At 64.2% G+C, this 20615-nt stretch carries 17 protein-coding genes and 1 pseudogene; 15 read left to right on the top strand and 3 right to left on the bottom strand.

Annotation, left to right across the window (positions count from 1 at the left end; translation table 11 throughout):
• Nucleotides 1-60: 60 nt before the first annotated feature.
• Entirely contained in the window at nucleotides 61-1119 is a 1059-nt protein-coding gene (locus BVH06_RS12310) for an extracellular solute-binding protein (protein ID WP_075934247.1), read from the bottom strand.
• A gap of 417 nt (nucleotides 1120-1536) precedes the next feature.
• Here BVH06_RS12310 and BVH06_RS12305 point away from each other — a divergent pair, with 417 nt between their 5' ends.
• Nucleotides 1537-2988: an APC family permease gene (locus tag BVH06_RS12305; protein WP_075931152.1), complete on the top strand. Its 1452-nt coding sequence runs from the start codon at nucleotides 1537-1539 to the stop codon at nucleotides 2986-2988.
• 201 nt (nucleotides 2989-3189) lie between these two features.
• Nucleotides 3190-4533, top strand: coding sequence for a hypothetical protein (locus BVH06_RS12300; protein WP_075934246.1), 1344 nt, complete (start codon nucleotides 3190-3192; stop codon nucleotides 4531-4533).
• A 319-nt stretch (nucleotides 4534-4852) separates the two neighbouring features.
• On the opposite strand, the gene BVH06_RS12295 is transcribed toward BVH06_RS12300, so the two are convergent.
• Nucleotides 4853-5617: an IclR family transcriptional regulator gene (locus BVH06_RS12295; RefSeq protein WP_075931150.1), complete on the bottom strand. Its 765-nt coding sequence runs from the start codon at nucleotides 5615-5617 to the stop codon at nucleotides 4853-4855.
• A 251-nt stretch (nucleotides 5618-5868) separates the two neighbouring features.
• Here BVH06_RS12295 and BVH06_RS12290 point away from each other — a divergent pair, with 251 nt between their 5' ends.
• The 13 genes and pseudogenes from BVH06_RS12290 to BVH06_RS26285 all read left to right on the top strand — a co-directional run bounded on the left by BVH06_RS12290 (nucleotide 5869) and on the right by BVH06_RS26285 (nucleotide 19777).
• The gene (locus BVH06_RS12290) at nucleotides 5869-7419 is read left to right on the top strand and encodes an acetolactate synthase large subunit (protein WP_075934245.1); all 1551 of its coding nucleotides are present in this window, start codon (nucleotides 5869-5871) and stop codon (nucleotides 7417-7419) included.
• Nucleotides 7420-7422: 3 nt separating this feature from the next.
• Nucleotides 7423-8913: an aldehyde dehydrogenase family protein gene (locus BVH06_RS12285; protein ID WP_075931148.1), complete on the top strand. Its 1491-nt coding sequence runs from the start codon at nucleotides 7423-7425 to the stop codon at nucleotides 8911-8913.
• A gap of 25 nt (nucleotides 8914-8938) precedes the next feature.
• Nucleotides 8939-9733 (top strand): SDR family NAD(P)-dependent oxidoreductase, encoded by a 795-nt coding sequence (locus BVH06_RS12280; RefSeq protein ID WP_075934244.1) that lies wholly within the window; start codon nucleotides 8939-8941, stop codon nucleotides 9731-9733.
• A 10-nt stretch (nucleotides 9734-9743) separates the two neighbouring features.
• Nucleotides 9744-10781, top strand: a complete 1038-nt coding sequence (locus BVH06_RS12275; protein ID WP_075931146.1) for a glycosyl hydrolase — start codon at nucleotides 9744-9746, stop codon at nucleotides 10779-10781.
• Between the two features lie 10 nt (nucleotides 10782-10791).
• Nucleotides 10792-11241 carry a VOC family protein gene (locus BVH06_RS12270; RefSeq protein ID WP_027906094.1) on the top strand — a complete coding sequence of 150 codons (450 nt, stop codon included), beginning with the start codon at nucleotides 10792-10794 and terminating at the stop codon, nucleotides 11239-11241.
• Between the two features lie 15 nt (nucleotides 11242-11256).
• On the top strand, nucleotides 11257-11859 hold the full coding sequence (locus tag BVH06_RS12265) for an amino acid synthesis family protein (protein ID WP_075931145.1): 603 nt from the start codon (nucleotides 11257-11259) through the stop codon (nucleotides 11857-11859).
• A gap of 27 nt (nucleotides 11860-11886) precedes the next feature.
• Nucleotides 11887-12723 (top strand): alpha/beta fold hydrolase, encoded by an 837-nt coding sequence (locus tag BVH06_RS12260; RefSeq protein WP_075934243.1) that lies wholly within the window; start codon nucleotides 11887-11889, stop codon nucleotides 12721-12723.
• A gap of 38 nt (nucleotides 12724-12761) precedes the next feature.
• Nucleotides 12762-14366 carry a bifunctional 3-(3-hydroxy-phenyl)propionate/3-hydroxycinnamic acid hydroxylase gene (locus BVH06_RS12255; protein ID WP_075934242.1) on the top strand — a complete coding sequence of 535 codons (1605 nt, stop codon included), beginning with the start codon at nucleotides 12762-12764 and terminating at the stop codon, nucleotides 14364-14366.
• Nucleotides 14363-15145: a 2-keto-4-pentenoate hydratase gene (locus tag BVH06_RS12250; protein WP_075931142.1), complete on the top strand. Its 783-nt coding sequence runs from the start codon at nucleotides 14363-14365 to the stop codon at nucleotides 15143-15145. The genes BVH06_RS12255 and BVH06_RS12250 overlap by 4 nt, the downstream gene beginning before the upstream one ends.
• Before the next feature lie 142 nt (nucleotides 15146-15287).
• The gene (locus tag BVH06_RS12245) at nucleotides 15288-16235 is read left to right on the top strand and encodes a helix-turn-helix domain-containing protein (protein WP_075931141.1); all 948 of its coding nucleotides are present in this window, start codon (nucleotides 15288-15290) and stop codon (nucleotides 16233-16235) included.
• A gap of 30 nt (nucleotides 16236-16265) precedes the next feature.
• A complete protein-coding gene (locus BVH06_RS12240) occupies nucleotides 16266-17498 on the top strand; it encodes a multidrug effflux MFS transporter (RefSeq protein WP_075934241.1) in 1233 nt (410 codons plus the stop codon).
• Between the two features lie 359 nt (nucleotides 17499-17857).
• Nucleotides 17858-18922 (top strand): annotated as a pseudogene (locus tag BVH06_RS26290) (methyl-accepting chemotaxis protein); the annotation flags it as partial.
• Nucleotides 18914-19777: a methyl-accepting chemotaxis protein gene (locus BVH06_RS26285; protein ID WP_371915287.1), complete on the top strand. Its 864-nt coding sequence runs from the start codon at nucleotides 18914-18916 to the stop codon at nucleotides 19775-19777. The pseudogene BVH06_RS26290 and the gene BVH06_RS26285, both read left to right, overlap by 9 nt.
• 42 nt (nucleotides 19778-19819) lie before the next feature.
• Here BVH06_RS26285 and BVH06_RS12230 read toward each other — a convergent pair whose 3' ends face one another.
• Complete coding sequence (locus tag BVH06_RS12230; protein ID WP_075934239.1) at nucleotides 19820-20443, bottom strand: LysE family translocator; 624 nt, start codon at nucleotides 20441-20443, stop codon at nucleotides 19820-19822.
• Between the last annotated feature and the right edge of the window lie 172 nt (nucleotides 20444-20615).

Raw genomic sequence — 20615 nt, 5'->3', positions numbered from 1 at the left:
CCGCCTGTCGCTTGGGGTGTCATATAGACACTAGTCGACTTGCGAGGTAGCGCCCTGGCGTCATTGCCGAGCCGCCTTGAGTTTCTGCCAGGCACCATCGAGCGCCGCCTTTTGGGCATCGCTCAGGGACTCCAGCAGGTAGCTGCCGCGCCGCTGGGTAGCGTTCATCACCTGCATCGGGTGCTCGTTGGCGAAGCGCTGCATGAGCGCCGAATCGCTCGGCAACGGTGCGTAGAAACGCGTGGCCCGAGCATTACGCACGGCATTTTCCGGCGTGATCATGAAGTCGATGAAGCGGTAGGCCAGTTCCGGGTTGGGCGCGTTGGCGGGAATGGCCAGGGTATCGATGTACATCGCAGCGCCTTCGTCGGGAATCAGGTAGCTGAGCGCCGGGTTTTTCTCGATGGCCATCAGGGCGTGGCCGCTCCAGCTCATGGCAATGCACAGCCGGCCTGCGGCCAGGGCGTCGATGTATGCCCAGTTGTTCAGTTCGGCGAGCTTGGGCATCAGCGACGCCAACGGCTGCAGGGCCTTGCTGATCTGCCGTGGGCTGCTGACTGCCGGGTTGCGGCCCTTGTAATTGAGCAGCAGCGAGGTCACTTCCTGGGGCGCGTCGGGTAAGCCCACGCCGCAGGTGAGCAGGCGCGCCACCTGCTGGGGCTCGAACAGCAGACTCCAGCTGGTGCGCAGCGGCTCTTGATAGGCGGCCTGGGCCTTGGCTTTATCCAACGCGATGCCCACCGAGCCCCACAGGTAAGGCACCACATGCTGCTTCGCCGCGGGTTGGCCGGCTAGCATCGACAACAACCAGGGATCGAGTTGCTTGTAGTGGGCCAGGCGGCCGGTGTCGAGTTTCGCCAGCTTGCCGTTGCCGGTCAGGTCGTTGAGCATGAAATGCGAGGGCACGATCACGTCATAGGCGGTGCCTGACTGCATGGCCTGCATCAACTGCTCGGCGGTGGTGAAACTCTCGTACTCAACGCGGATGCCGGTGTTGCGTTGGAAGTCCTCGATGACCGCGGGGTCGAAGTAGTCCTGCCAACTGAAGAAACGCAGCACCTGTTCGGCGTGGGCGCTGGTGCAGACCAGCATCACGAACAAGCAGATCAGAGGTTTCATGGCGTCGCTCCTTGAATGACCAATGCCACCGGTGTGCTGATCGAGCGAGCCGAGAGGCTCAACGGGCGTGGCTGGTGAATCGGTTGTCCGGCGAACCGAGTACGCTGGCCTGGTGGACGTCGCTCAGCCGGCAGCGGGGGAGCGCGTCATCACTGCTGTCCCGTGTGGGGTCGATGGTAGAAGCGGTGTTTGCGCGGGCGTTATCCCGAATTGGCAATGTCATGGAGCGGTGCTGAACGGCCGTGAACCATCTTGGCAATGGGGCATTTTTTGGCTGCCAATTTGGGATAACGCACCGCAGGGGAAGGGCCTAGGATCATTTTCGACAGCCAATAACAATTGCGTTTCGGTCGGCCAAGCGGGCGCGTTGCCTTCTTCCGGCCCTTGAAAACTGCCTCATAAAATAAGGTCAAGAGAATGAGCGTATCCATGAGTTCGCCTGCAGGCTCGAACGAGCTGCGGCGCGGTGCCTTGAGCGTCGGTTTCATCATCTTCTTCGTGATTTCCGCGGCAAGCCCGTTGAGCGTGCTGGCCGGCGGGTTCCCGATCGGCATCATGCTGGGCAGTGGCGCGGGCACGCCAGCCCTGCTGGTGATAGCGCTGCTGGTGCTGCTGTCGTTCGCGGTGGGCTACACCACCATGGCGCGGCACGTCACCAATGCCGGCGGTTTCTACGCCTTCTCATCGCGTGGGCTGGGCGGCCTGGCCGGTGGCGCGGCAGGGATGTTGGCGATGTTCGCCTATAACATCCTGCAGGTCGGCCTGTATGGCATGTTCGGCGGTGTGATGGCCGGCACCATGTCCAGCGTGTTCGCCATCGACCTGCCGTGGTGGTCTTACTCGCTGATGGCCATGGTCAGCGTGGCCATCCTCGGTTACCGCAACATCGACCTGTCGGCGCGGGTGCTGTCGCTGATCGTGGTCGCCGAGTACCTGGCCATTCTGGTGCTGGACATCGCGATCCTGCACAGCGGTGGCGATAGCGGAGTGAATTTCGATTCCTTCAAGGCCGAACAGGTATTCAGCGGCAATCCGTCGATTGGCCTGCTGTTCTGTTTCGCCGCGTTCATCGGTTTCGAGGCGACCACCATCTATGGCGAAGAGGCGAAGAACCCGCAACGGGCCATTCCCATCGCCACCTATGTGTCGGTGCTACTGATCGGCTGTTTCTACGCCCTCTCGATCTGGTCGATGGTCATCGGCGTGGGCACCGACAAGATCGTACCGACCCTGCAGAGCCTGACCGATCCGACCACCTTCATCTACGGCCTGTCCGATCACTACGTCGGCGCCGAGCTGACTCAGGTGATCCGCGTGCTGTTCGTGGTGAGCATCTACGCAGGGCTCCTGGCTTTCCACAACTCTGCGGCGCGCTACTTCTACGCCATTGGCCGTGACGGCCTGCTGCCCAAGTCGCTGGGGCTTACCCACCGCATCCACCAGAGCCCGCACATGGGATCGGCCTTGCAGAGCCTGATCGCGGCAGTGGTCGTGCTGATCTTCGCGGTGATGGAGGCCGATCCGATCCTGCAGCTGTTCGCCTGGTTCTCCAGCCTGGCCACGCTGTGCCTGCTGTTGCTGATGGCACTGACCTCGGCCGCGGTGCTGATGTACTTCAAGCGCAACCCGCAACTGAAGCTGGGCCTGCTGCGTCGCCTCGTTATGCCGGCCTTCTCGTGCATGGCCCTTTGCGTGGTGCTGGTCATCGCGGTCATCCACTTCGACGTGCTGACCGGCTCCAGCAAGGCAATTTCCTATGCGCTCTGCGCGGTTATCCCGGCGGCGCTGATCGGTGGGGTGCTGCTGGCCATGCGCCTTCGTCGCAAATCGCCGGAGTGCTTCGCCAGGCTCGGCAGCCACAAGCTGTAAGCCACTCCCTTCTATGCCAATCCCACTGCGCGGTAACGCTGCCGGTGGGTGGTCATGAGCAGACCGCACACTCATCGAAAACGGCCGCCAGCGGGTGAGGGCGGCTGTTTCGAGGCGGCACCGTATCCGGGGCAAGCCAGCGAAGCATGCACCCGGACCCAACGCCAACCACGATAAAACGGACGTGAAAGGAGCATCACCATGGAACATCGCAAACGGGCAATTCGCCTCTCCAGTGGCGGCCTAGCCTTGAGCCTAGCCATCGGCCTGGCTGCGCCGGCAGGTGCTGTCGAGCTGTACAGCGACGATGACGCCCATCTCAACGCCGATGTGCTCGCGGTATTCGGCATGATGAACAGCCGCAAGAACTACGACGGCACCAGCGGCGGCTCGACCTGGCGCGAAGGCTTCATCAAGTACGGCCTGAGCGGCGACCAGGGGTTGGCCGGGGCGGGTACCGCCTACGGCGCCTTCAGCCTGGTCAGTTCGGCGACCTGGGGCGATGGCGATGCCGGCGGCAATTCGGACGGCTCCGAACGCACCACCAAGATCGAGGATGCCTACCTGGGCTGGCGCTCTGGCGACCTGTTCCCCGCGCTCGGTCAGGATGGCGTGGATTTCTCCGCTGGCCGTCAGGTGGTCAAGCTGGGGCGCGGCTTTCTGATCAACGACGACGGCACCAACCTGGGTAACGGCCCTCAAGGGCCGAACGGCGGGAGCCTCAACCGCGGCGGTGCTTATTACGCCGCCGCGCGGCATGCCTTCGATCGCACCGCGGTATTGCGTCTGGGTGGTCAGGAGGGCGTACATGGCTCGGTTCTGTGGCTCAAGTCCGACAACCGCGTGCAGGCGCAAACCGAACTGGCCGCCAGTACCCTGGACTACACCACCGATGCCGGTACCCTGGGGCTGACCTGGATCCACGGCCTGGACGTCAATGAGCGCTGGGCCAATCCGATCCAGGCGCAGCGCGACAACATGGACGTGTACAGCGTTCGCGGTGAAGGCAGTGCCGGTATCGAGAACGCCAACTTCGCTTTCGAATATGCCTGGCAGGATGTCGATACCGGCGTGGAAAAGGCCTGGTACGCCGAGGCTGGCTACACCTTCGCCGATGCGCCCTGGGCGCCCAGCCTGACCTACCGCTATACGCGCTTCTCGGGCGGCTGGGATTCGCTGTTCACTGGCCTCAGTACCGGCTACGGCACCTGGTTTCAGGGCGAGGTGGCGGCCAACTACGCCGGCCCGTTCAACACCAATACCGGTATTCATCACGTTGGCCTCAAGGCCACGCCGATGCAAGGGTTGACCCTGGGCGCGCTGTTCTTCGACTTCAGTACGCTGCACGACCGCGACACCATCAATCGCGACGCGCGTGAGCTCGATCTGTACGCCGAGTGGGCGGTCAGCGAGCACCTGACCATCGCACCGCTGGTGGGGTTCTATCAGCCCAAGAAGAGTTCCGACGACGGTGGCATCGGCAGCCAGGTTGGCGGCAATGGCACCAACGTCTACAGCCAGTTGATGGTCATCGTGCCGTTCTAAGAAACTGTTCACGATCCTTCTAGGCATGGCTATGGGCAGCTATAGGCAGAAGCGGACATCAGCGCAGTAGCTGTGGGAACGGGCGGGGACGCCTAGTCCATGCCCGCGATTTTTCGCGCGCATGGCGCGCTCCCACAGTGGATCGGGGAACGGCCGCTTGCGCCACGTTGCAGTCAAATAGATCAAACCCAGCATGAAGATCGTGAACTACGCGCCACCCGAGCGGCGTTCACCTAACCCTCTTGGCGACTCGCTCCACGCATTTGGTCGCACGACTGCCCGTTCGCGGGCAGTCGGTTTTCCTTTTCCCTTATCCGCTTCACGCCGCTGGTATCGAGCGCTGCGCGTGAATGTTCTGGGCGATGCGCCTGGTGGTGTCGATGAGCATGTCGAGCACCGTTTCCTGGCGTAGCAGGCGGAAGTTGGCCGTGGTACCCACCGCCGAAATACTGCCCATTACCTCCTTCTCATCGACGCTGACGATCGGTGCGGCAATGCCGGTGTGCCCGGTATTGAGCTCGTCGTGGGTGATGCTGTAGCCGTCCTTGCGGATCTTCTTGGCCATCCTGGCGAACTCCGACCAACTGCAGGCGCTGTACGGATTGCTGGGGTCGCGGGCGATTTCTTCATGCAGCTTCTGCAGGCGTTTGCCCTTCTGCGAAGCGACCAGCACCTTGGATTGGGCGCCGCGAAACAGCGGCAGCGGGTGGCCGCGGCCGAAGGCGAAGTGCGAAGCGTCGTGGGATTCGGTGATGTAGGTGTTGATGATATGCCCGTCGTAGAAAACGCTGGCGAACACCGCCAGGCCGGTCTTGTCGGCCAGCTCGTGCATCAGCTCGCGCCCGGCGCTGAGGATCGGGTCGTACTGGCGCATCATCCAGTCCAGCTCGATGATCCGCGGCCCCAGTCCATAGCTGCCGGCGCCAACGCGGGTCAGCAGGCCCGCCTCGCAGAGATCCTTCACGTAACGGTACACCGTGGCACGTGAAAGCCCCATGCGCGCGGCGATGGTCTCCGGGTCGACCTGCAACTGCTCAGGGCCGAACAGATCCAGCACGCCCAGAGTCTTGCTCAAGCTGCTCATCTCACTCCTTGCGCGGCATCTGCTTGCCGCTTCGCGTTTGCAAAACCTGCGGGCCCTGACGAGGCCTGCACGCATACGCCGTTGGCGCAGGCGGGGGCAGAGAATCTCGCAGGATGATAACTGATTGTCAAATTACGCTTAAAAATCTCATTTGTCTCGTATTTTGAGTAAATCTACAAAAATTGCTTGGAAGTTTTTTTATTTGATGGAATAAATCTCAAAAAACAAAGCAAGCCTGCGAGGGCAGACGAATGAATGGTGCCGAATTACTGATCGAGGCCGCTGCCGCCAGCGGAGTCGAATACTGCTTTGCCAACCCGGGAACCACCGAGATCCCCCTGGTCGCTGCCATCGCGAAGCATCCCGCGCTGACACTCAAGCCCGTGCTATCGCTGTTCGAAGGCGTGTGTACCGGTGCCGCTGATGGCTACGGACGCATCGCCGGCAAGCCGGCCATGACCCTGACCCACCTGGGCCCTGGCTTTGCCAACGGCATTGCCAACCTGCACAACGCCCGCCGCGCCAACACGCCGATCGTCAACGTGATCGGCGATCACGCTTCCTGGCACGTCAACTACGATCCACCTCTGGCCAGCGATATCGAGGCCCTGGCCGGCGCGGTATCCGGTTGGGTGCGAACCTCGCGTAGCGCCGAGCGCGTCGGCGAGGATTTTCAGAGTGCCGTGCAGGCCGCCTGGCAACCACGCGGGCAGATTGCCAGCCTGATTCTGCCGATGGATCTGCAGGCCAATGAAGTGTCGGCTGGCGCCTCGCGCTTCGCGCCGCTGCAGGCGCCGGTTCGTCGCCTGGCCGGTGACAAGGTCGAGCAGGTAGTAGCCGCCCTCAAGGCTGGTAAGCGTCTGGTGTTCATCGTCGGTGATAGCGGCCTCACAGCTGAGGGGCTGGAAGCCGCTGGCCGCCTGGCTCACCTGCCGGGTGTGCGCCTGTTCGCCGAAACCTTTCCGCGGGTCAGCCATCGCGGTGGGGGCCTGCCGGATCTCGACCGCCTGCCGTACTTCCCCGAAGTGGCCATCGAGATTCTCGACCAGTACGACCTGGTGGTGTGCGCCGGTGTGCCGGAGCCGATCAGCTACTTCGGCTACGAAGGCATCGCCTCGCGCCTGGCTGAGCGTGACCGCCTGCTGTCTCTGGCCGAGGTCGGTGACGACGTGGTCGGCGCGATCAGCGCGGTAGCCGACGCCCTGCAGGCGCCGGCTCATGTGCCTGCGCCGCAAGGCATCGAGATGCCGCCGGCCGAAGACGCGTTGTCGCCGCAGTCCATCGGCAAGGTGCTGTCGGCGGCCCTGACTCACGACTGCATCGTGTCCATCGAAGGCGGCACCTGCGGTTACCCGTTCTTCACCGCGTCGGCCGGCGCGACCCGCCACCGCGTGCTGACCAATACCGGCGGCGCCATCGGCCAGGGCATTCCGGCCGGCTTTGGTGCGGCCCTGGCCGAGCGCGGCAACACGGTGTTCTGCCTGCAATCGGACGGCAGCGCCCAGTACACCATCCAGACGCTGTGGAGCATCGCCCGTGAGCAGCTGCCGGTGATCATCCTGATCGCCGCCAACCACCGCTACGCGATTCTGCAGAACGAGCTGCGCCGCTACGGCGTGAACGACTTCGGCCCGCAGGCCCTGGCCCTCACCGAGCTGGATCGCCCGCGGGTGGACTGGAAGGCCCTGGCCAAAGGCTACGGCGTACCGGCAAGCACCGTGCGTACCAATATCGAACTGCGTCAGGCCCTGGCGAGCGCCATCGCCAGCGCCGCGCCCTGCCTGATCGAAATGGAGCTGTGAGCCATGAGCGAGATTCAACTGCTACCTGCCGTCCGTGAGTTCCTGGCCACGCCCAAGCGCCTGCTGATCGGCGGCCAGTGGGTGGAGGCGGCCAGCGGCAAGCGGTTCGCCGTCGAGAACCCGGCTACCGCCACCGTGCTGTGTGAAGTCGCCGAGGGCGAGGAAGCCGATGTCGATGCTGCCGTTGCCGCCGCCCGTGCCGCCTTCGAAGGCCCGTGGCGCTGGGAAACCCCGGCCCGTCGCGGCTACCTGCTGTTCCGCCTGGCCGAGTTGATCGACGCGCACCGCGAAGAGCTGGCGCAACTGATCACCCTGGAGAACGGCAAGACCATCGCTTCTGCCCGTGGTGAGGCCACCGCCGCTGCCAACATCGTTCGCTATTTCGCCGGCTGGCCGACCAAGATCGAAGGCAGCACGCTGCCGGTTTCGCCGGCCAGCGGCGCGCCGATGCTCAACTACACCCTGCGCGAGCCGGTGGGTGTGTGCGCCTTGATCGTGCCGTGGAACTTCCCGCTGAACATGTGCGTGTGGAAGCTCGGCCCGGCCCTGGCTACCGGCTGCACCGCGGTGCTCAAGCCCGCCGAGCAGACCCCGCTGGTGGCCGTGCGCCTGGTCCAGCTGATCGAGGAAGCGGGCTTCCCGGCCGGTGTGGTCAACCTGCTCACCGGCTTCGGTGCGCGTACCGGCGCGCCGCTGTCCCAGCATGCCGATGTCGACAAGATCGCTTTCACCGGCTCGACCCACGTCGGCCGGCTGATTGCCCAGGCCGCTACCAGCAACATGAAGAAGGTGTCCCTGGAGCTGGGCGGCAAGTCGCCGAACATCATCCTGCCCGACGCCGACATCGTGCGCGCTGCCAAGGGTGCTGCCGACGGCATTTTCTACAACCAGGGGCAGGTGTGTACCGCTGCCTCGCGCCTGTACGTGCATGAGTCGGTGCTCGACCAGGTGCTCGAGGAACTGCGCAAGCACGCTGCCGCCCACGTCATCGGCTCCGGCCTGGACAGTCGCAGCACCCTCGGGCCACTGGTTTCCGAGCGCCAGCTGGGCACCGTGACCGGCTACCTGGAGCGCGGCGTGCAAGACGGCGCTGAGCTGATCTGCGGCGGCAAGCGCCCGGCGCATCTGGAGCAAGGCCACTTCATCGAACCCACGGTTTTCTTCGACCGCGCCGAGCAGGCCTGTGTGGCCCGCGAGGAAATCTTCGGCCCGGTGCTCACGGTCATGAGCTGGAGCGACGTCGACGAACTCGCTCAGCGCGCCAACGACTCGCCGTACGGCCTGGCTGCCGGCCTGTGGACCCGCGACCTGCGCTCGGCGCATCGCCTGGCGGCGCAGCTCAAGGCCGGCTCGGTATGGATCAACTGTTGGAACGTGGTCGACCCGGCCTCGCCCTTCGGTGGCTACAAGCAATCCGGCTGGGGCCGGGAAATGAGCAAGAACGTGATCGACGCCTACACCGAGACCAAGAGCGTCTACGTCGATCTCGCCTGAACACACGATAACAAGAGGAATCATCATGGATCTGCAACTCAAAGACCGCGTCGCCATCGTCACCGGCGGCGGCATGGGCATCGGCAAAGAAGTCGCGCGCTTTCTCTCCGAGGAAGGCTGCAAGGTGGTGATCTGCGCACGCCGCATGGAATTCCTGCGCGCTGCCGCCGAGGAAATCACTGCGCAAACCGGCAATGAAGTGCTGCCGCTGTTCTGTGACACCAACGACATGCAGGCCGTGTCGACCATGGTGCAGCAGGCCAAGGATCACTTCGGCCGTATCGACATCCTCGTTAACGGTGCCGCTGCGCCGTCCGGCGTGGTGCGCAACGACATCGAGCACGCCGGCGACGACGAGCTGCTGTCGGACCTCAACACCAAGGTGATCGGCTACTTCCGCTGCGCCAAGGCGGTGACCCCGCACATGAAGGCCGCCGGCTTCGGTCGCATCATCAACATCGGTGGCCTCACTGGTCGTGGCAGCAAGGTGCTGTCGGGCATGCGCAACCTGGCCATCACCCACATGACCAAGACCCTGTCCGACCAGCTCGGCCCGTCGGGCATCACCGTCAACCTGATCCACCCCGGCGTGGTCGACACCCCGCACATCCACGAGCTGTACGAGCGTGAAGGCGTCAAGCAGGGCAAGACCCCGCAACAGGTCGAGCAGGCCTATATCGACTCCACGCCTATCCGCCGCACCCTGCAGCCAATCGAAATGGGCTGGCTGATCGGTTTCCTGGCATCCCCAAAAGCGGCCGCTGTTACCGGCGAATCCATCGGTATCGATGGCGGCCTGACCCGCGGCATCTTCATCTGAGGAGGCAACCATGAGCAACGGAACCCTGTTGGTGGCCACCGTCGGCCAAGCGGTGATCCGCAGCGCCGACGACGGCAAGACCTGGCATCGTCTGGGCCTCGGCCAGGACATCGAGTTCGACGCCATCACCCGCTCGCTGAGCGTCAGCCCGCAAGCGCCGGAAGTGATCTACGCCGGCACCGACGTCGGCCTGTGCGTGAGCCACGATACCGGCGGCAAGTGGACCCGCGTCGACTCGCCGTTCAATGGCGAGACGGTGTGGAAAGTGGCGGTCGACCCCAAGGATGCCAAGCGCATCTTCGTCGGCACCGGCGCACCGTCGCGTGCCGTGCTGTGGCGCACCCTCGATGCGGGCGCCAGCTGGTACCGCGTACCGGTGGAGATTCCCGAGTTCTGCGAGGGCGTCAGCAAGCCGCGCCTGCTGGCGTTTGCCTACGACCCGACCGACCGCAACCAGGTTTGGTTCGGCCTGGAAGAGGGCGGCCTGTTCCACAGCCGCGACGGCGGCGACACCTTCACCCGTGTCGATGACCGCCTGCTGTGGGACTACAACTCCGATGTTCACAACATCGTGGTGCTGCCCAACCATGGCAAGAAGATCATCGTGGTGGTGTGCGTCAACGCCGTGTACCGCAGTTTCGACGAAGGCGCGACCTGGACCGGAGTCATCGGCGCCGAAGCCTTCGGCCTGTACTACGTGCGTGTGCTCAATGCGCCGGTGGGCAGCGAAGACACCCTCTACCTGAGCATCTCCGACGGCACCCCAGGCACCACCAGCAAAGTGCTGGTCTCGCGTGACGCCGCTGCCACCTGGGAAGTGCTGCCGCTTTCGCAGCAGCCCAACTCCTGCGTCTGGGCCATCGCTTTCAACCCGGCCAACCCGCAGCAGATCGTCGCTGGCACCAAGTACGGGCATCTATTCACCTCGGTGAACGGCGGCAACGGCTGGCAGAAACAGTGGCGCGAATTCAGCGAGATCGCCGACGTGCTGTGGACGCCTGCGGTCGCGCAGATCAAGGCCGGGCACACGTCCGTCATCAAGAAGTGAGGGCCATGCGATGAAAATCGACATCTTGCGCACCCATATCTCGCTATTCGTCACCGACCCTGACGCTTCGGCACTGTGGTACGCCGATGTGCTGGGCATGCATGAAAGTGCCCGCGGCGAGGCCTGGGTGATGATGGCGTTTGGCAGCAAGCACCACGACATCGCACTGATCAAGGCCGAGCCCGGCGCCCATCAGGGCGGGCTGGGCCTGCAGCACTACGGGCTGGAAGTGGCCGGCGACATGACCACGCTGCGCGAGCTGTACGGCATGTTGCTGAGCAAGGGTGTGGAGATCGTCAAGATCACCGATCACGAGATCGGCAACGGCCTGTACTTCCACGACCCGGACGGCAACCGCCTGGAATTCTTCTTCGAAACCGAACACGACGACGCGCTGGCCAAGGCGCGTTTCAAGGCGGCCGGGGCACCGAGCCGCAACTTCACCGTCGACCCCCTCTGAGCAAGGAACATACCGATGAAAGCCAAGAATTTCGCCAGCTACCACATCCGCAAGTGGTACAGCTTCACCGAAGAAACCCACGCCAACGAAACCGGCCAACTGGCCGATGGCGAGCCGGTGTTCAAGTACGTGATCGCCGCGGCTATCCATAACCCCTACGCCGGGCGCTTCAGCGAAAACCTCGATGAGCTGATCAATGATTCGCCGCTGCTCGGCAAGGAGTTCGGCCGTCGTATCAATGAGCTGGCCGCCGGTCGCAGCGTGATCAGCTATGGCAAGGCCTGCCTGGTGGGCAGCGCCAGTGAGTACGAGCACGGCAACGCCTTTCTGACCAACCCGGCCGCCGATCCGATTCGCGTCGCCCTGGGTGGCGGCAAGTCATGGGTGCCGTCGACCGGCAAGCGCGGCGCACCGGGTGTGACCATCGACATTCCGCTGGCCCACAAGGATGCCCTCTATGTGCGTTCGCACTACGACACCGTATCGGCCTCCTTTGGTGACGGCCCGGCGCCTGACGAAGTGATCATCATCTGGGCCTTCGCCACCCGCGGGCGCCTGCATGCACGCCTGGGCGGCCTGACCGCCGACGCCATCAAGGGCGACAACGGGCTGACCTGATCGAACCTCGCCGGCCGGAGAACCGCCATGTCCAACAGTCACTTTTTCCACAACCGCTCGATGCTGCCGCTGCACTTTTTGCAGTGGGGCAAGCTGGACGCCGCGCCGGTGATCCTGCTGCACGGCCTGCGCGCCTATGCGCAGACCTGGCAATCGCTGGCCGAGTCCCTGGGGGATGCGTTCTGCTGCTATGCGCTCGACCAACGCGGACGCGGACTGAGTGACTGGGCCTACAGCCGCACCTACTGCACCGAGTATTACGTGCGCGACCTCGAAGACCTGGTCGAGTACCTGCACCTGGACCGTTTCATGCTGGTCGGCCATTCCCTGGGCGGCGCCAATGCCCTGGAGTACGCCCGCCAGCATCCGGGCCGCCTGTCGGCCCTGGTGATCGAGGACATCGGCCCGGGCTCGTCGAGCGTGGGGGACGGCGCCGAGCGGATCCGCCGCGAGATGCGCGAAACCCCCCTGTACTTCGCCGACTGGGAGCAGGCGCGGGCTTTCTGGCAGCGCTCGCGTCCGGGCCTGTCGGCTGAGGGCTTGGCCTCGCGGCTGGCGCATTCGATGAAGGAAACCGAGCAGGGCATCACCTGGCGCCATGACCAGCAAGGCATTGCCGAGGCGCGTCTGAGCATCACCCCGACCGACCTGTGGCCGGCGGTGCATGCATTGGATTGCCCGACGCTGTTCATCCGCGGTGGTCGTTCGGATTTCCTGCCGCTGCCAACCCTGGAGGCGCTGCAGAGCGCCAACCCGAACATTCAGACCACCGTGATCGACGACGCCAGCCACTACGTTCACGACGACCAGAGCGCGCTGTTCAATCAGGTGGTCGGCGACTACCTGCGCGCACGGCGTGGCTAGCTGCACTACACCAAAACCTACAAGAAACAGGTGAAAGCATGAAACGCGAGACGACTCAGGTAGTCATCGTCGGCGGAGGGCCAAACGGCATCGCCATGGCCCACTACATGGGCCATCACGCAATAGAGTGCGTGGTGTTGGAGCTGGCCGAGGGCATCCTCCCGTACCCGCGTGCGGTCGGTATGGACGATGAGGCGCTGCGCGTACTGCAGGGCATCGGCATCGCCGACATCGCCATTCGCGACATGATCTGCGATGTGCCGCTGCGTTATTACAACGCCCGTGGCGTGTGCTTTGCCGAGGTCAAACCAACGGCCGCCGAGTATGGCTGGCCAATGCGCAACATCTTCATGCAGCAGCTGCTCGAAGGCACCCTGCGTGACGCGTTGCCGCGCCACACCAGCGTCGACTTGCGCCTGGGCCACGAGATGCTCGACCTCAGCCAGAACGAGGAGGGTGTGACCCTGCAGGTCAAGGGCGCCGATGGCGAGCCCTACGAGCTGCATGCACAATACGTGGTCGGCGCCGACGGCGGGCGTTCCTGCGTGCGCAAGAAACTCGGCATCGAACTGCTGGGTATGACCCACCCGCGCAAATGGGTGGTGGTCGATGTCACCAACGATTCCCTCGACGCCCCGTACACAGCACTGCACGCCGACCCCGAGCGGCCGTTCGTGTGCATCTACCTGCCGTACCGCCAGCGCCGTTGGGAGTTCATGCTCAAGGAAGGCGAGGACGAGGCGAGGATGTGCGAAGAGGGCACCATCCGCCAACTGATTCGCAACCACATCGGCGATGCGGTGGACGAGCTGGAAATCGTGCGCATCCGCGCCTACACCCACAATTCACGGGTCGCCGCGCGCTTCGTCGAAGGCCGCGTGGCACTGGTCGGTGACGCCGCGCACATTTCCCCGCCATGGGCCGGCCAGGGCCTGAACTCCGGCCTGCGTGACGTCGCCAACCTGGCCTGGAAACTGGTCGCCGTGCTCAAGGGCCGCGCGTCGCCGAAGATCATCGCCAGTTACGACGTCGAGCGCCGCGGTCACGCCACTGACCTGATCAGCCTGGCCGACAATATGGGTGCCGTGCTTGGCCTGACCAACCCGCTGATGGCCGGCGTACGCGATTGGCTGTTCCAGGCAGTGAACACCGTCGACAACCTGCGTTCGCACCTCCTGGAGTTCAAGTTCAAACCCAAGGCGACACTCATCAAGGGCCTGGTGCACCACGAGCGCGAGGAGCTGCGCGAAGGCGACCTGGTTGGCCAGCTGTTCGTGCAGCCCTTCGTCGAAGATGCCGAGCGCAACAAGCGCCGGCTCGATGAAGTGCTTGGCGACTCCTACGCGGTGCTCGGTTACCGGGTCAACCCAACGGTCGAGCTCAGCGACGAAACCAGGGCCTATTGGGCACGCTGGAATACCCGATTCATCCAGGTCAATCGCTCGCGCAGCGGCAGCCGTAACCAGCCGCTGAGCGCTGACGGAGTGATCAGCGTGGAAGACGTCGATAACAAGCTCGGCAACTGGTTTTCCAAGGTGCGCGACTGCGTGGTGGTGGTACGCCCGGACCGTTTCGTCGCTGCGATCACCACGCCCGAGCGCCTCGAAAGCGTGCTGGCCAAGCTGCAGGGGCAACTGTCATGAGCCAGGCCAATCTGGCCCAGCGCCTGCTGCAGGCGGCCCGTGAGCGGGTGGCGCTGCCCCGCGAGCAGGGCGACGGCCTGAACCTGGCCGCCGGTTACGAGCTGCAGCGCCTGGGCGTGCTGGTCCGTGAAGCGCGCCATGAACGGCTGAGCGGCTGGAAGGTGGCCTTTGCCGGTGCTGCAGCCCAGCGCCGTTTCGGCCTGAGCGAGCCGGTGTATGGCGCGTTGACCGACGCCATGGCGATTGCCGAGGGGCAGCCGGTCGATCTCGCGCAATTGATCCAGCCCAAGTTGGAAATCGAGCTGGCGGTGATCCTTGGCCAGGACCTCAACCCAGGTTTCTACAGCGATGAGGAGTTGCTCAGAGCCATCGGCGAAGTGGCTGCGGCCTTCGAAATCGCTGATTGCCGCTGGCAACACTGGAGTTTCGAGGCCGGCGCTTTCGTTGCCGACAACTCGGCTGCTGCTGCCTATTGCCTGTCCGCTCGCCAGCCCTTCGACGCGCGGCGTCATGCCCAGGTGGAGTATCGGCTGGTGCATGAAGGCCGTGCATTGGGCGACGGAGTCAGCAGCCTCGGTGAAGAGTCGCCGCTGAGCAATGCCTGCTGGTTGATCCGCCGGCTGCTGGCCGATGGGCATCGCCTCAGTGCCGGACAGATCATCCTCTCCGGTGCGCTGTTACCACCCGTTGCCATCGAGCCTGGTGGCTACCGGCTGAGCATGCTTGGCATGGATTTGGCTCTGCAGTTCCAAGCGGGGCAAGGGCCGGAGAGCCTGTAGTGGCATATCGCCTGTTTAGGTGGTGTCGCGAATAACGATAAATGTGGCCGGGAAGGGGAAGTGCGCGTTTCGCTACAGCGTCTTTCACCGCCAGAGCCGCGTGTGGCGAAGCGTTACACACAAGCCGTGGAGTGCACCGATCATGTTCGCAGAAGTTCGATCCTTCAATGACCCGCAACAACACGCCGGGTCGATTCTCGGCTGGCGTCAGGTGTACGACCAGCTCGGTCGCGGCAGCCTGAGCACGCAATTGCAGCAGGTATCTTCCGAGCGCTTCCAGATCTTCCAGGAAGTGCTCGACAAGCGTGTCGTGCAACATGGGTATGCCCCGAAAGGGCGCCTGTGCCTGGCCCTGGTGCTCAGCTCGGCCTGTGCGCCAGTGGTGCAGAAGCACGAGGTGGGTGCCCACAGCGTGGTGCTGCTGCGTGACGGCGAGGAGTTTCTGCTGCATGCCCCGGAAGGCACCCACTTTTTCGCCGTGACCGTGGACACCGTGCGCTTCGCCAAGCTCGCCGCCCTGGAGTTGCCCCAGCAACAGCTCGACCTGCTCAAGAGTGCTTCGCAGATCGATGTGCCGGATGCGGCGCTCAAGCGCTTCCAGCAACAGGTCTATCCGGTGTTCCAGCACTTGTTGCAGGCCTCTGGGGGCGTCAGCGTGGCTGCCGAGCGGCTGCTCGAGGACGGGCTCATCGATGCGTTGCTGGACCTGTTCGGCAGTGCGCAGCGTGAGCATCGCGGGCGCCATGGCAACCTGGCGGTAAGCTCCTACCTAGTGAAGAAGAGCCAGGAGCTGGCCCTAGACTGCGTCGACGAGCCGCTGAGCGTGCTGGATCTGTGCGAGCGCCTGCGTGTCAGCCGCCGCACACTGCAGAACAGCTTCCAGGTGGTTGCCGGCATTCCACCGGTGGAATATTTACGCAACCTGCGCCTCAATGCCGTGCGTCGGCGCCTGGCCAGCACCTCGACAACCGCGTGTGGCGTCGGTGAGGCGGCCGCGCAGATGGGCTTCTATCACCTGAGCCACTTCTCGCGAAACTACCGCGGCCTGTTTGGCGAGTACCCATCGCAAACCCGCCGTGCTTCCGGTTGATTCTCTTTTCGCCAACCCGAGACCGCCCTAATGTCTTCGCTTACCCGGCCACGCGGGCTCGTGTGGTTGCTGGCCACGCTCGCCGCTTTTTCGCCGCTGTCCATCGACACCTACCTGCCGAGCCTGCCGGACATCGCGCGCGACCTGGGTACTCAGGATGCGCGCGTGCAACTGACCATCGGCGTGTTCCTGGCCGGTCTCTGCTCGGGGATGCTGCTGTACGGGCCACTGTCGGATCGCTACGGGCGCCGTCGCCTGTTGCTGGGCAGCCTGGTGTTGTACATCCTCGCTTCGCTGGGCTGCATCTGGGTGGCAAGCGTCGAGCAACTGATCGTGCTGCGCTTCGTGCAGGCGGTCGGCGGTGCCGGCGCACTGGTGCTGGCCAGAACCGTGGTGCGTGACCTGTTCCCGCTGAGCGAGGCGGCGCGTGTGCTGTCGCTGATGCACGTGATCGCAATGGTCGCCACGTTGCTGGCGCCGATTCTGGGCACCTATCTGGTGCTGCTCGGCGGCTGGCGCACCATCTTCGTCATGCTGTCGCTGCTCGGCGGCGCCTGCCTGCTGGCGGTGACGACGTCCCTGCAGGAGAGCTTGCCCGCTGATGCACGCACCCGTTCGGTATTGGCCTCCTTCATTCATTACGGTGCAGTGCTGCGCGACCCGTTGGCGCTGTGCTACATCCTCGCCATGGGGCTGTCGGTGGGCGGCATGTTCGCCTTCATCACCGCGTCGCCGTTCTTGTTCATCCACCACTTCGGCTTTTCGCCGCGGGCCTTCAGCCTGCTGTTCGGCTTGAACATCCTCGGCATCATCCTGGCCACCGTCATCAATGCGCGCCTGGTGCGTCGTCTCGGCCCGTTGCAGATGCTCGGCGTTGGCAGCGCCGTAGCCGCCTGCGCTGGCGCACTGCTGATCGTCATTGGCCTGGCCGGCTGGGGGCAGCCGTTTTCCATCACCGTTGGCGTACTGTTGTTCATGGGCATCAGCGGCCTGATCGGTGCCAACTGCATCGCCAGCCTGATGAGCCTGTTTCCGGGTAATGCCGGTGCCGCCGTGGGCCTCGGCATTTCGCTGCAATTCGCCTGTGGCGCGCTATTCAGCTGGGTGGTCAGCGCGCTGGCCGACGGCACGGCACGGCCCATGTGTCTGGTGATCGGCTTCGCTGGCTTGGGCAGCCTAGCCTGTTACCGGGCCATCCGTCATCAATTGCGTAAGCCACGACGTGCCGAGCTTTATCGCGCTCTGGCAGGCAACGGGAACTGAGGCGGATCTTCTAAAGAGAGCCTCAGGCCTGCCGAAGCGCGTCGCGACACTAGATTTATTGATGCGCCATTAGGAATAAAGGTTCGGATATTTGCATTTGAACGAATTATCGCCCTCTGCCATTCTCGCCTCCGACCCCGCCGTACGCCTGCATTCGCTCATCGCTTCCAACTGTCCTTGGCCAGATCTGCGGCACGCTCGTGCCTGCCCGTGATCTGTCCAGGCGCGGCAGTTGGCAGGCATCTGTCGATACCGGGCAGGCTCGCCTGGGGCGACGCGTTTGGCGCAAGCATCGACCATAAGGGTGCAGCTCGCCTTGCCGCGGTGATTTTCAATGTCTGGGGAAAGGAGCTTCTGCCATGTATCACTGGCTCGCGAACGTGAGTGTTGGGAAGAAACTGATGATCGGCTTCGGCTTGTTATTGCTGATGAGCCTGTTGATCTTCTGGTCTGGCTGGAGCTCTATCGCCGGGCTTTCCTATCGCATGGATCGCATGAGCGCGGTGAACAGCCTGATGGACGAGCTGGGCAGCATGCGCCTGGCCCGTGCCGGTTACCTGCAGAGCCAGGGCAGTGTGGACAAAGCCGAAGCCCTGGATGGCCGAATCGAGGCCACCGGGAAAACGTTGCAGGCGCTGCAGTCGTTCTTCACCACCAGTGCCAATGTCCAGCACGTCGATGAGATGGCGCAGAGCCTGATGGGTTATCGGGGCGCGGTGGCCGGCCTCAAGACCAGCTACCAGCAGATCGAGGCCTCGCGCCTGGTGCGGCGAACCACCGGCGACAAGGCACTGCAGTTGCTCGACGGCCTGGACACGTTGATCGCCGCCGATATGAGCGTCGAGGATCAGTACAGGATCTACCGGGCGGTCAAGGATTTGCAGATGCAGTTCCTCTATGCCCGCTTTGAAACCCGTGCCTACACCTACGGCAACAACCCCAAGAGCTTCGCGGCGGCGGCCAAGGCCGTCGACCAGACGCTGGGCAGCCTGGCGGTGCTGCGCGAGACGCTTGGCGGTGCCGAGCAGGCCACGCTCGACGAGCTGGGCAACAACGTTCAGGCTTACCGCGACAGCCTGCAGACCCATCAGAGCGCGTTGCAGCGGATCGACGCCGACAGCTTCGAGGTGCAGAAACAGGGCGATTCCATGCTGAGCATCAGCCAGGCGCTCTATGCCAACCAGATGCAGCTGCGCGCCGAAGATACCCATCGCGCCGCCTGGACCATGGGCCTGTGCCTGGTTCTGGCATTGAGCCTGGGCGTGCTCGGCGCCGTGCTGATCACCCGGCAGATCGCGCCGCCGCTGCGTGCGGCCCTGCAGAACGTGCAGCGCATCGCCAGCGGCGATCTCACCTTCCAGGCCAGCGCGCAGCGCCGCGACGAGATTGGCCAGCTCGAACAGGGTCTGGCTGAAATGGCCGGCAACCTGCGCCAGCTGATCGGCCATATCGGCGATGGCGCAACGCAGATCGCCAGCGCCACCGAAGAGCTCTCGGCGATCACCCAGCAGACCCGCGCCGGGGCCAGTGAACAGAAACTGGAGACCGAGCAGGTCGCCACCGCCATGCATGAAATGACCACCACGGTGCACGATGTGGCCCGTAACGCCGTGGACACTGCCAACGCGGTGGATCATGCCGCACGCGACGCCAACGATGGCGCGCGCATCGTGCTCAAGGCCATCGAACAGATCGAGAACCTCACCGGCGAGGTGCAGCTGACCAGCGATGCCATCGGCAGCCTGGCTGCCGAGGGTGACCGTATCGGCAGCATGCTGGACGTGATCAAATCGGTCGCCGAGCAGACCAATTTGCTGGCCCTCAACGCCGCCATCGAGGCGGCACGGGCCGGCGAGGCTGGCCGTGGCTTCGCCGTGGTGGCCGACGAGGTGCGTGGCTTGGCACAGCGCACCCAGCAGTCCACCCAGGAAATCGAAGGGTTGATCGGCGCGTTGCAGCAGGGCACTCGCAACGCCGTGCAGCGCATGGACGCCAGCCTCAGCCTGACCACCGACAGCGTCGAACTGGCCCGCAATGCCGGGCAGGCGCTGTCGAGCATCACCGCGAATATCTCGGCGGTGCAGAGCATGACCCAGCAGATCGCCGCCGCGGCCGAGCAGCAGGGCGCCGTGGCCGAGGAGATCAACCGCAGCGTGTTGAACGTGCGCAGCATCACCGAACAGGCCTACACGGCCAGCGAGCAGACCAGCGAGGCGAGCCAGGAACTGGCCAAGCTCGGCGGCGCACTGCAGAGCCAGGTGCAGCGCTTTCGGGTGTAATCAGGCGGCAAAGCCTGCAGCGCTTCCTGGCGCTGCGGGCATTCAATCCTTCAGCAGCATCACCAGCATGCCCGCGGCCAGGGTTATCAGCACCAGGCCCGAGAGTCGTTCGAGCAGCGGCAGGGCGCGCTGGAAGTTGCCCAGCAGCCGGCCATTGCCGATGGCCAGGGCCACCAGCAGATCCCAGCCAAGCACCACGGCGAACATCCACAGGCCATAGAACGCCTTCCAGCCGGCACTGCTCTGGGCGCCTAGCATGCTCGCCAGGCTGACGTAGAACAGCGCGTTCTTGGGGTTGAGGATGCCGGACAGAAAACCCATGCCGGCCGCCTGCCGCCAGGAGGCCCGGCTGGCCGGCGCCACCTCGCCCGGTGCCTGCAGCACGCTGCTGCCGGCATGGCGAATGAACAGCACGCCCAGATACAGCAGGTAGAGGCAGCCGACCAGCTGCAGGGTGATGAACGGTGCGCTGCCAGGCTGTAGCACCGACACGCCGGTAAAGGCGGCGACGATGAACACGCCGTTGGCCACGGCGATGCCCAGGCAGGCGCCACTGGCGACTCGCCAGCCCGCTGCCAGAGAGGTGCGGGCGACCAGAAAGAAGTCCGGGCCGGGGGAAATCAGCGCCAGGAAATGGGCGGCGGCAATGATCAGGAACTGCTGCATGGCGGGCATCGCTCGTCTGGGAAGAAAGGCCCGCCAGTCTGTCGCTCCGTACCTATGCCGTATTGAAGGAAATCGTCAGGCAGCGGTTTTACCAAGCGTGTCGCTCAGGTCGGATTTCGCCATGATATCGACCGGTAGGTCCTCCACTGCCGGTTACCGGGCCAGCCGCGCA

It is taken from the genome of Pseudomonas sp. PA27(2017) (genome assembly GCF_001945445.1).
Taxonomy (GTDB): Bacteria; Pseudomonadota; Gammaproteobacteria; order Pseudomonadales; family Pseudomonadaceae; genus Aquipseudomonas.
Note: the sequence above shows the minus strand (reverse complement) of the source record. Positions and strands in the feature narration are given on the sequence as shown.

Bases quoted from the DNA above. Each gene is read 5' to 3' on its own strand.
- BVH06_RS12280 (WP_075934244.1), top strand. From the start codon at position 8,939: ATGGATCTGCAACTCAAAGACCGCGTCGCCATCGTCACCGGCGGCGGC.
- BVH06_RS12245 (WP_075931141.1), top strand. From the start codon at position 15,288: ATGTTCGCAGAAGTTCGATCCTTCAATGACCCGCAACAACACGCCGGG.
- BVH06_RS12260 (WP_075934243.1), top strand. From the start codon at position 11,887: ATGTCCAACAGTCACTTTTTCCACAACCGCTCGATGCTGCCGCTGCAC.
- BVH06_RS12265 (WP_075931145.1), top strand. From the start codon at position 11,257: ATGAAAGCCAAGAATTTCGCCAGCTACCACATCCGCAAGTGGTACAGC.
- BVH06_RS12295 (WP_075931150.1), bottom strand. From the start codon at position 5,617: ATGAGCAGCTTGAGCAAGACTCTGGGCGTGCTGGATCTGTTCGGCCCT.
- BVH06_RS12230 (WP_075934239.1), bottom strand. From the start codon at position 20,443: ATGCAGCAGTTCCTGATCATTGCCGCCGCCCATTTCCTGGCGCTGATT.
- BVH06_RS26285 (WP_371915287.1), top strand. From the start codon at position 18,914: ATGGCCGGCAACCTGCGCCAGCTGATCGGCCATATCGGCGATGGCGCA.
- BVH06_RS12300 (WP_075934246.1), top strand. From the start codon at position 3,190: ATGGAACATCGCAAACGGGCAATTCGCCTCTCCAGTGGCGGCCTAGCC.
- BVH06_RS12270 (WP_027906094.1), top strand. From the start codon at position 10,792: ATGAAAATCGACATCTTGCGCACCCATATCTCGCTATTCGTCACCGAC.
- BVH06_RS12310 (WP_075934247.1), bottom strand. From the start codon at position 1,119: ATGAAACCTCTGATCTGCTTGTTCGTGATGCTGGTCTGCACCAGCGCC.
- BVH06_RS12275 (WP_075931146.1), top strand. From the start codon at position 9,744: ATGAGCAACGGAACCCTGTTGGTGGCCACCGTCGGCCAAGCGGTGATC.
- BVH06_RS12255 (WP_075934242.1), top strand. From the start codon at position 12,762: ATGAAACGCGAGACGACTCAGGTAGTCATCGTCGGCGGAGGGCCAAAC.
- BVH06_RS12250 (WP_075931142.1), top strand. From the start codon at position 14,363: ATGAGCCAGGCCAATCTGGCCCAGCGCCTGCTGCAGGCGGCCCGTGAG.
- BVH06_RS12240 (WP_075934241.1), top strand. From the start codon at position 16,266: ATGTCTTCGCTTACCCGGCCACGCGGGCTCGTGTGGTTGCTGGCCACG.
- BVH06_RS12305 (WP_075931152.1), top strand. From the start codon at position 1,537: ATGAGCGTATCCATGAGTTCGCCTGCAGGCTCGAACGAGCTGCGGCGC.
- BVH06_RS12285 (WP_075931148.1), top strand. From the start codon at position 7,423: ATGAGCGAGATTCAACTGCTACCTGCCGTCCGTGAGTTCCTGGCCACG.
- BVH06_RS12290 (WP_075934245.1), top strand. From the start codon at position 5,869: ATGAATGGTGCCGAATTACTGATCGAGGCCGCTGCCGCCAGCGGAGTC.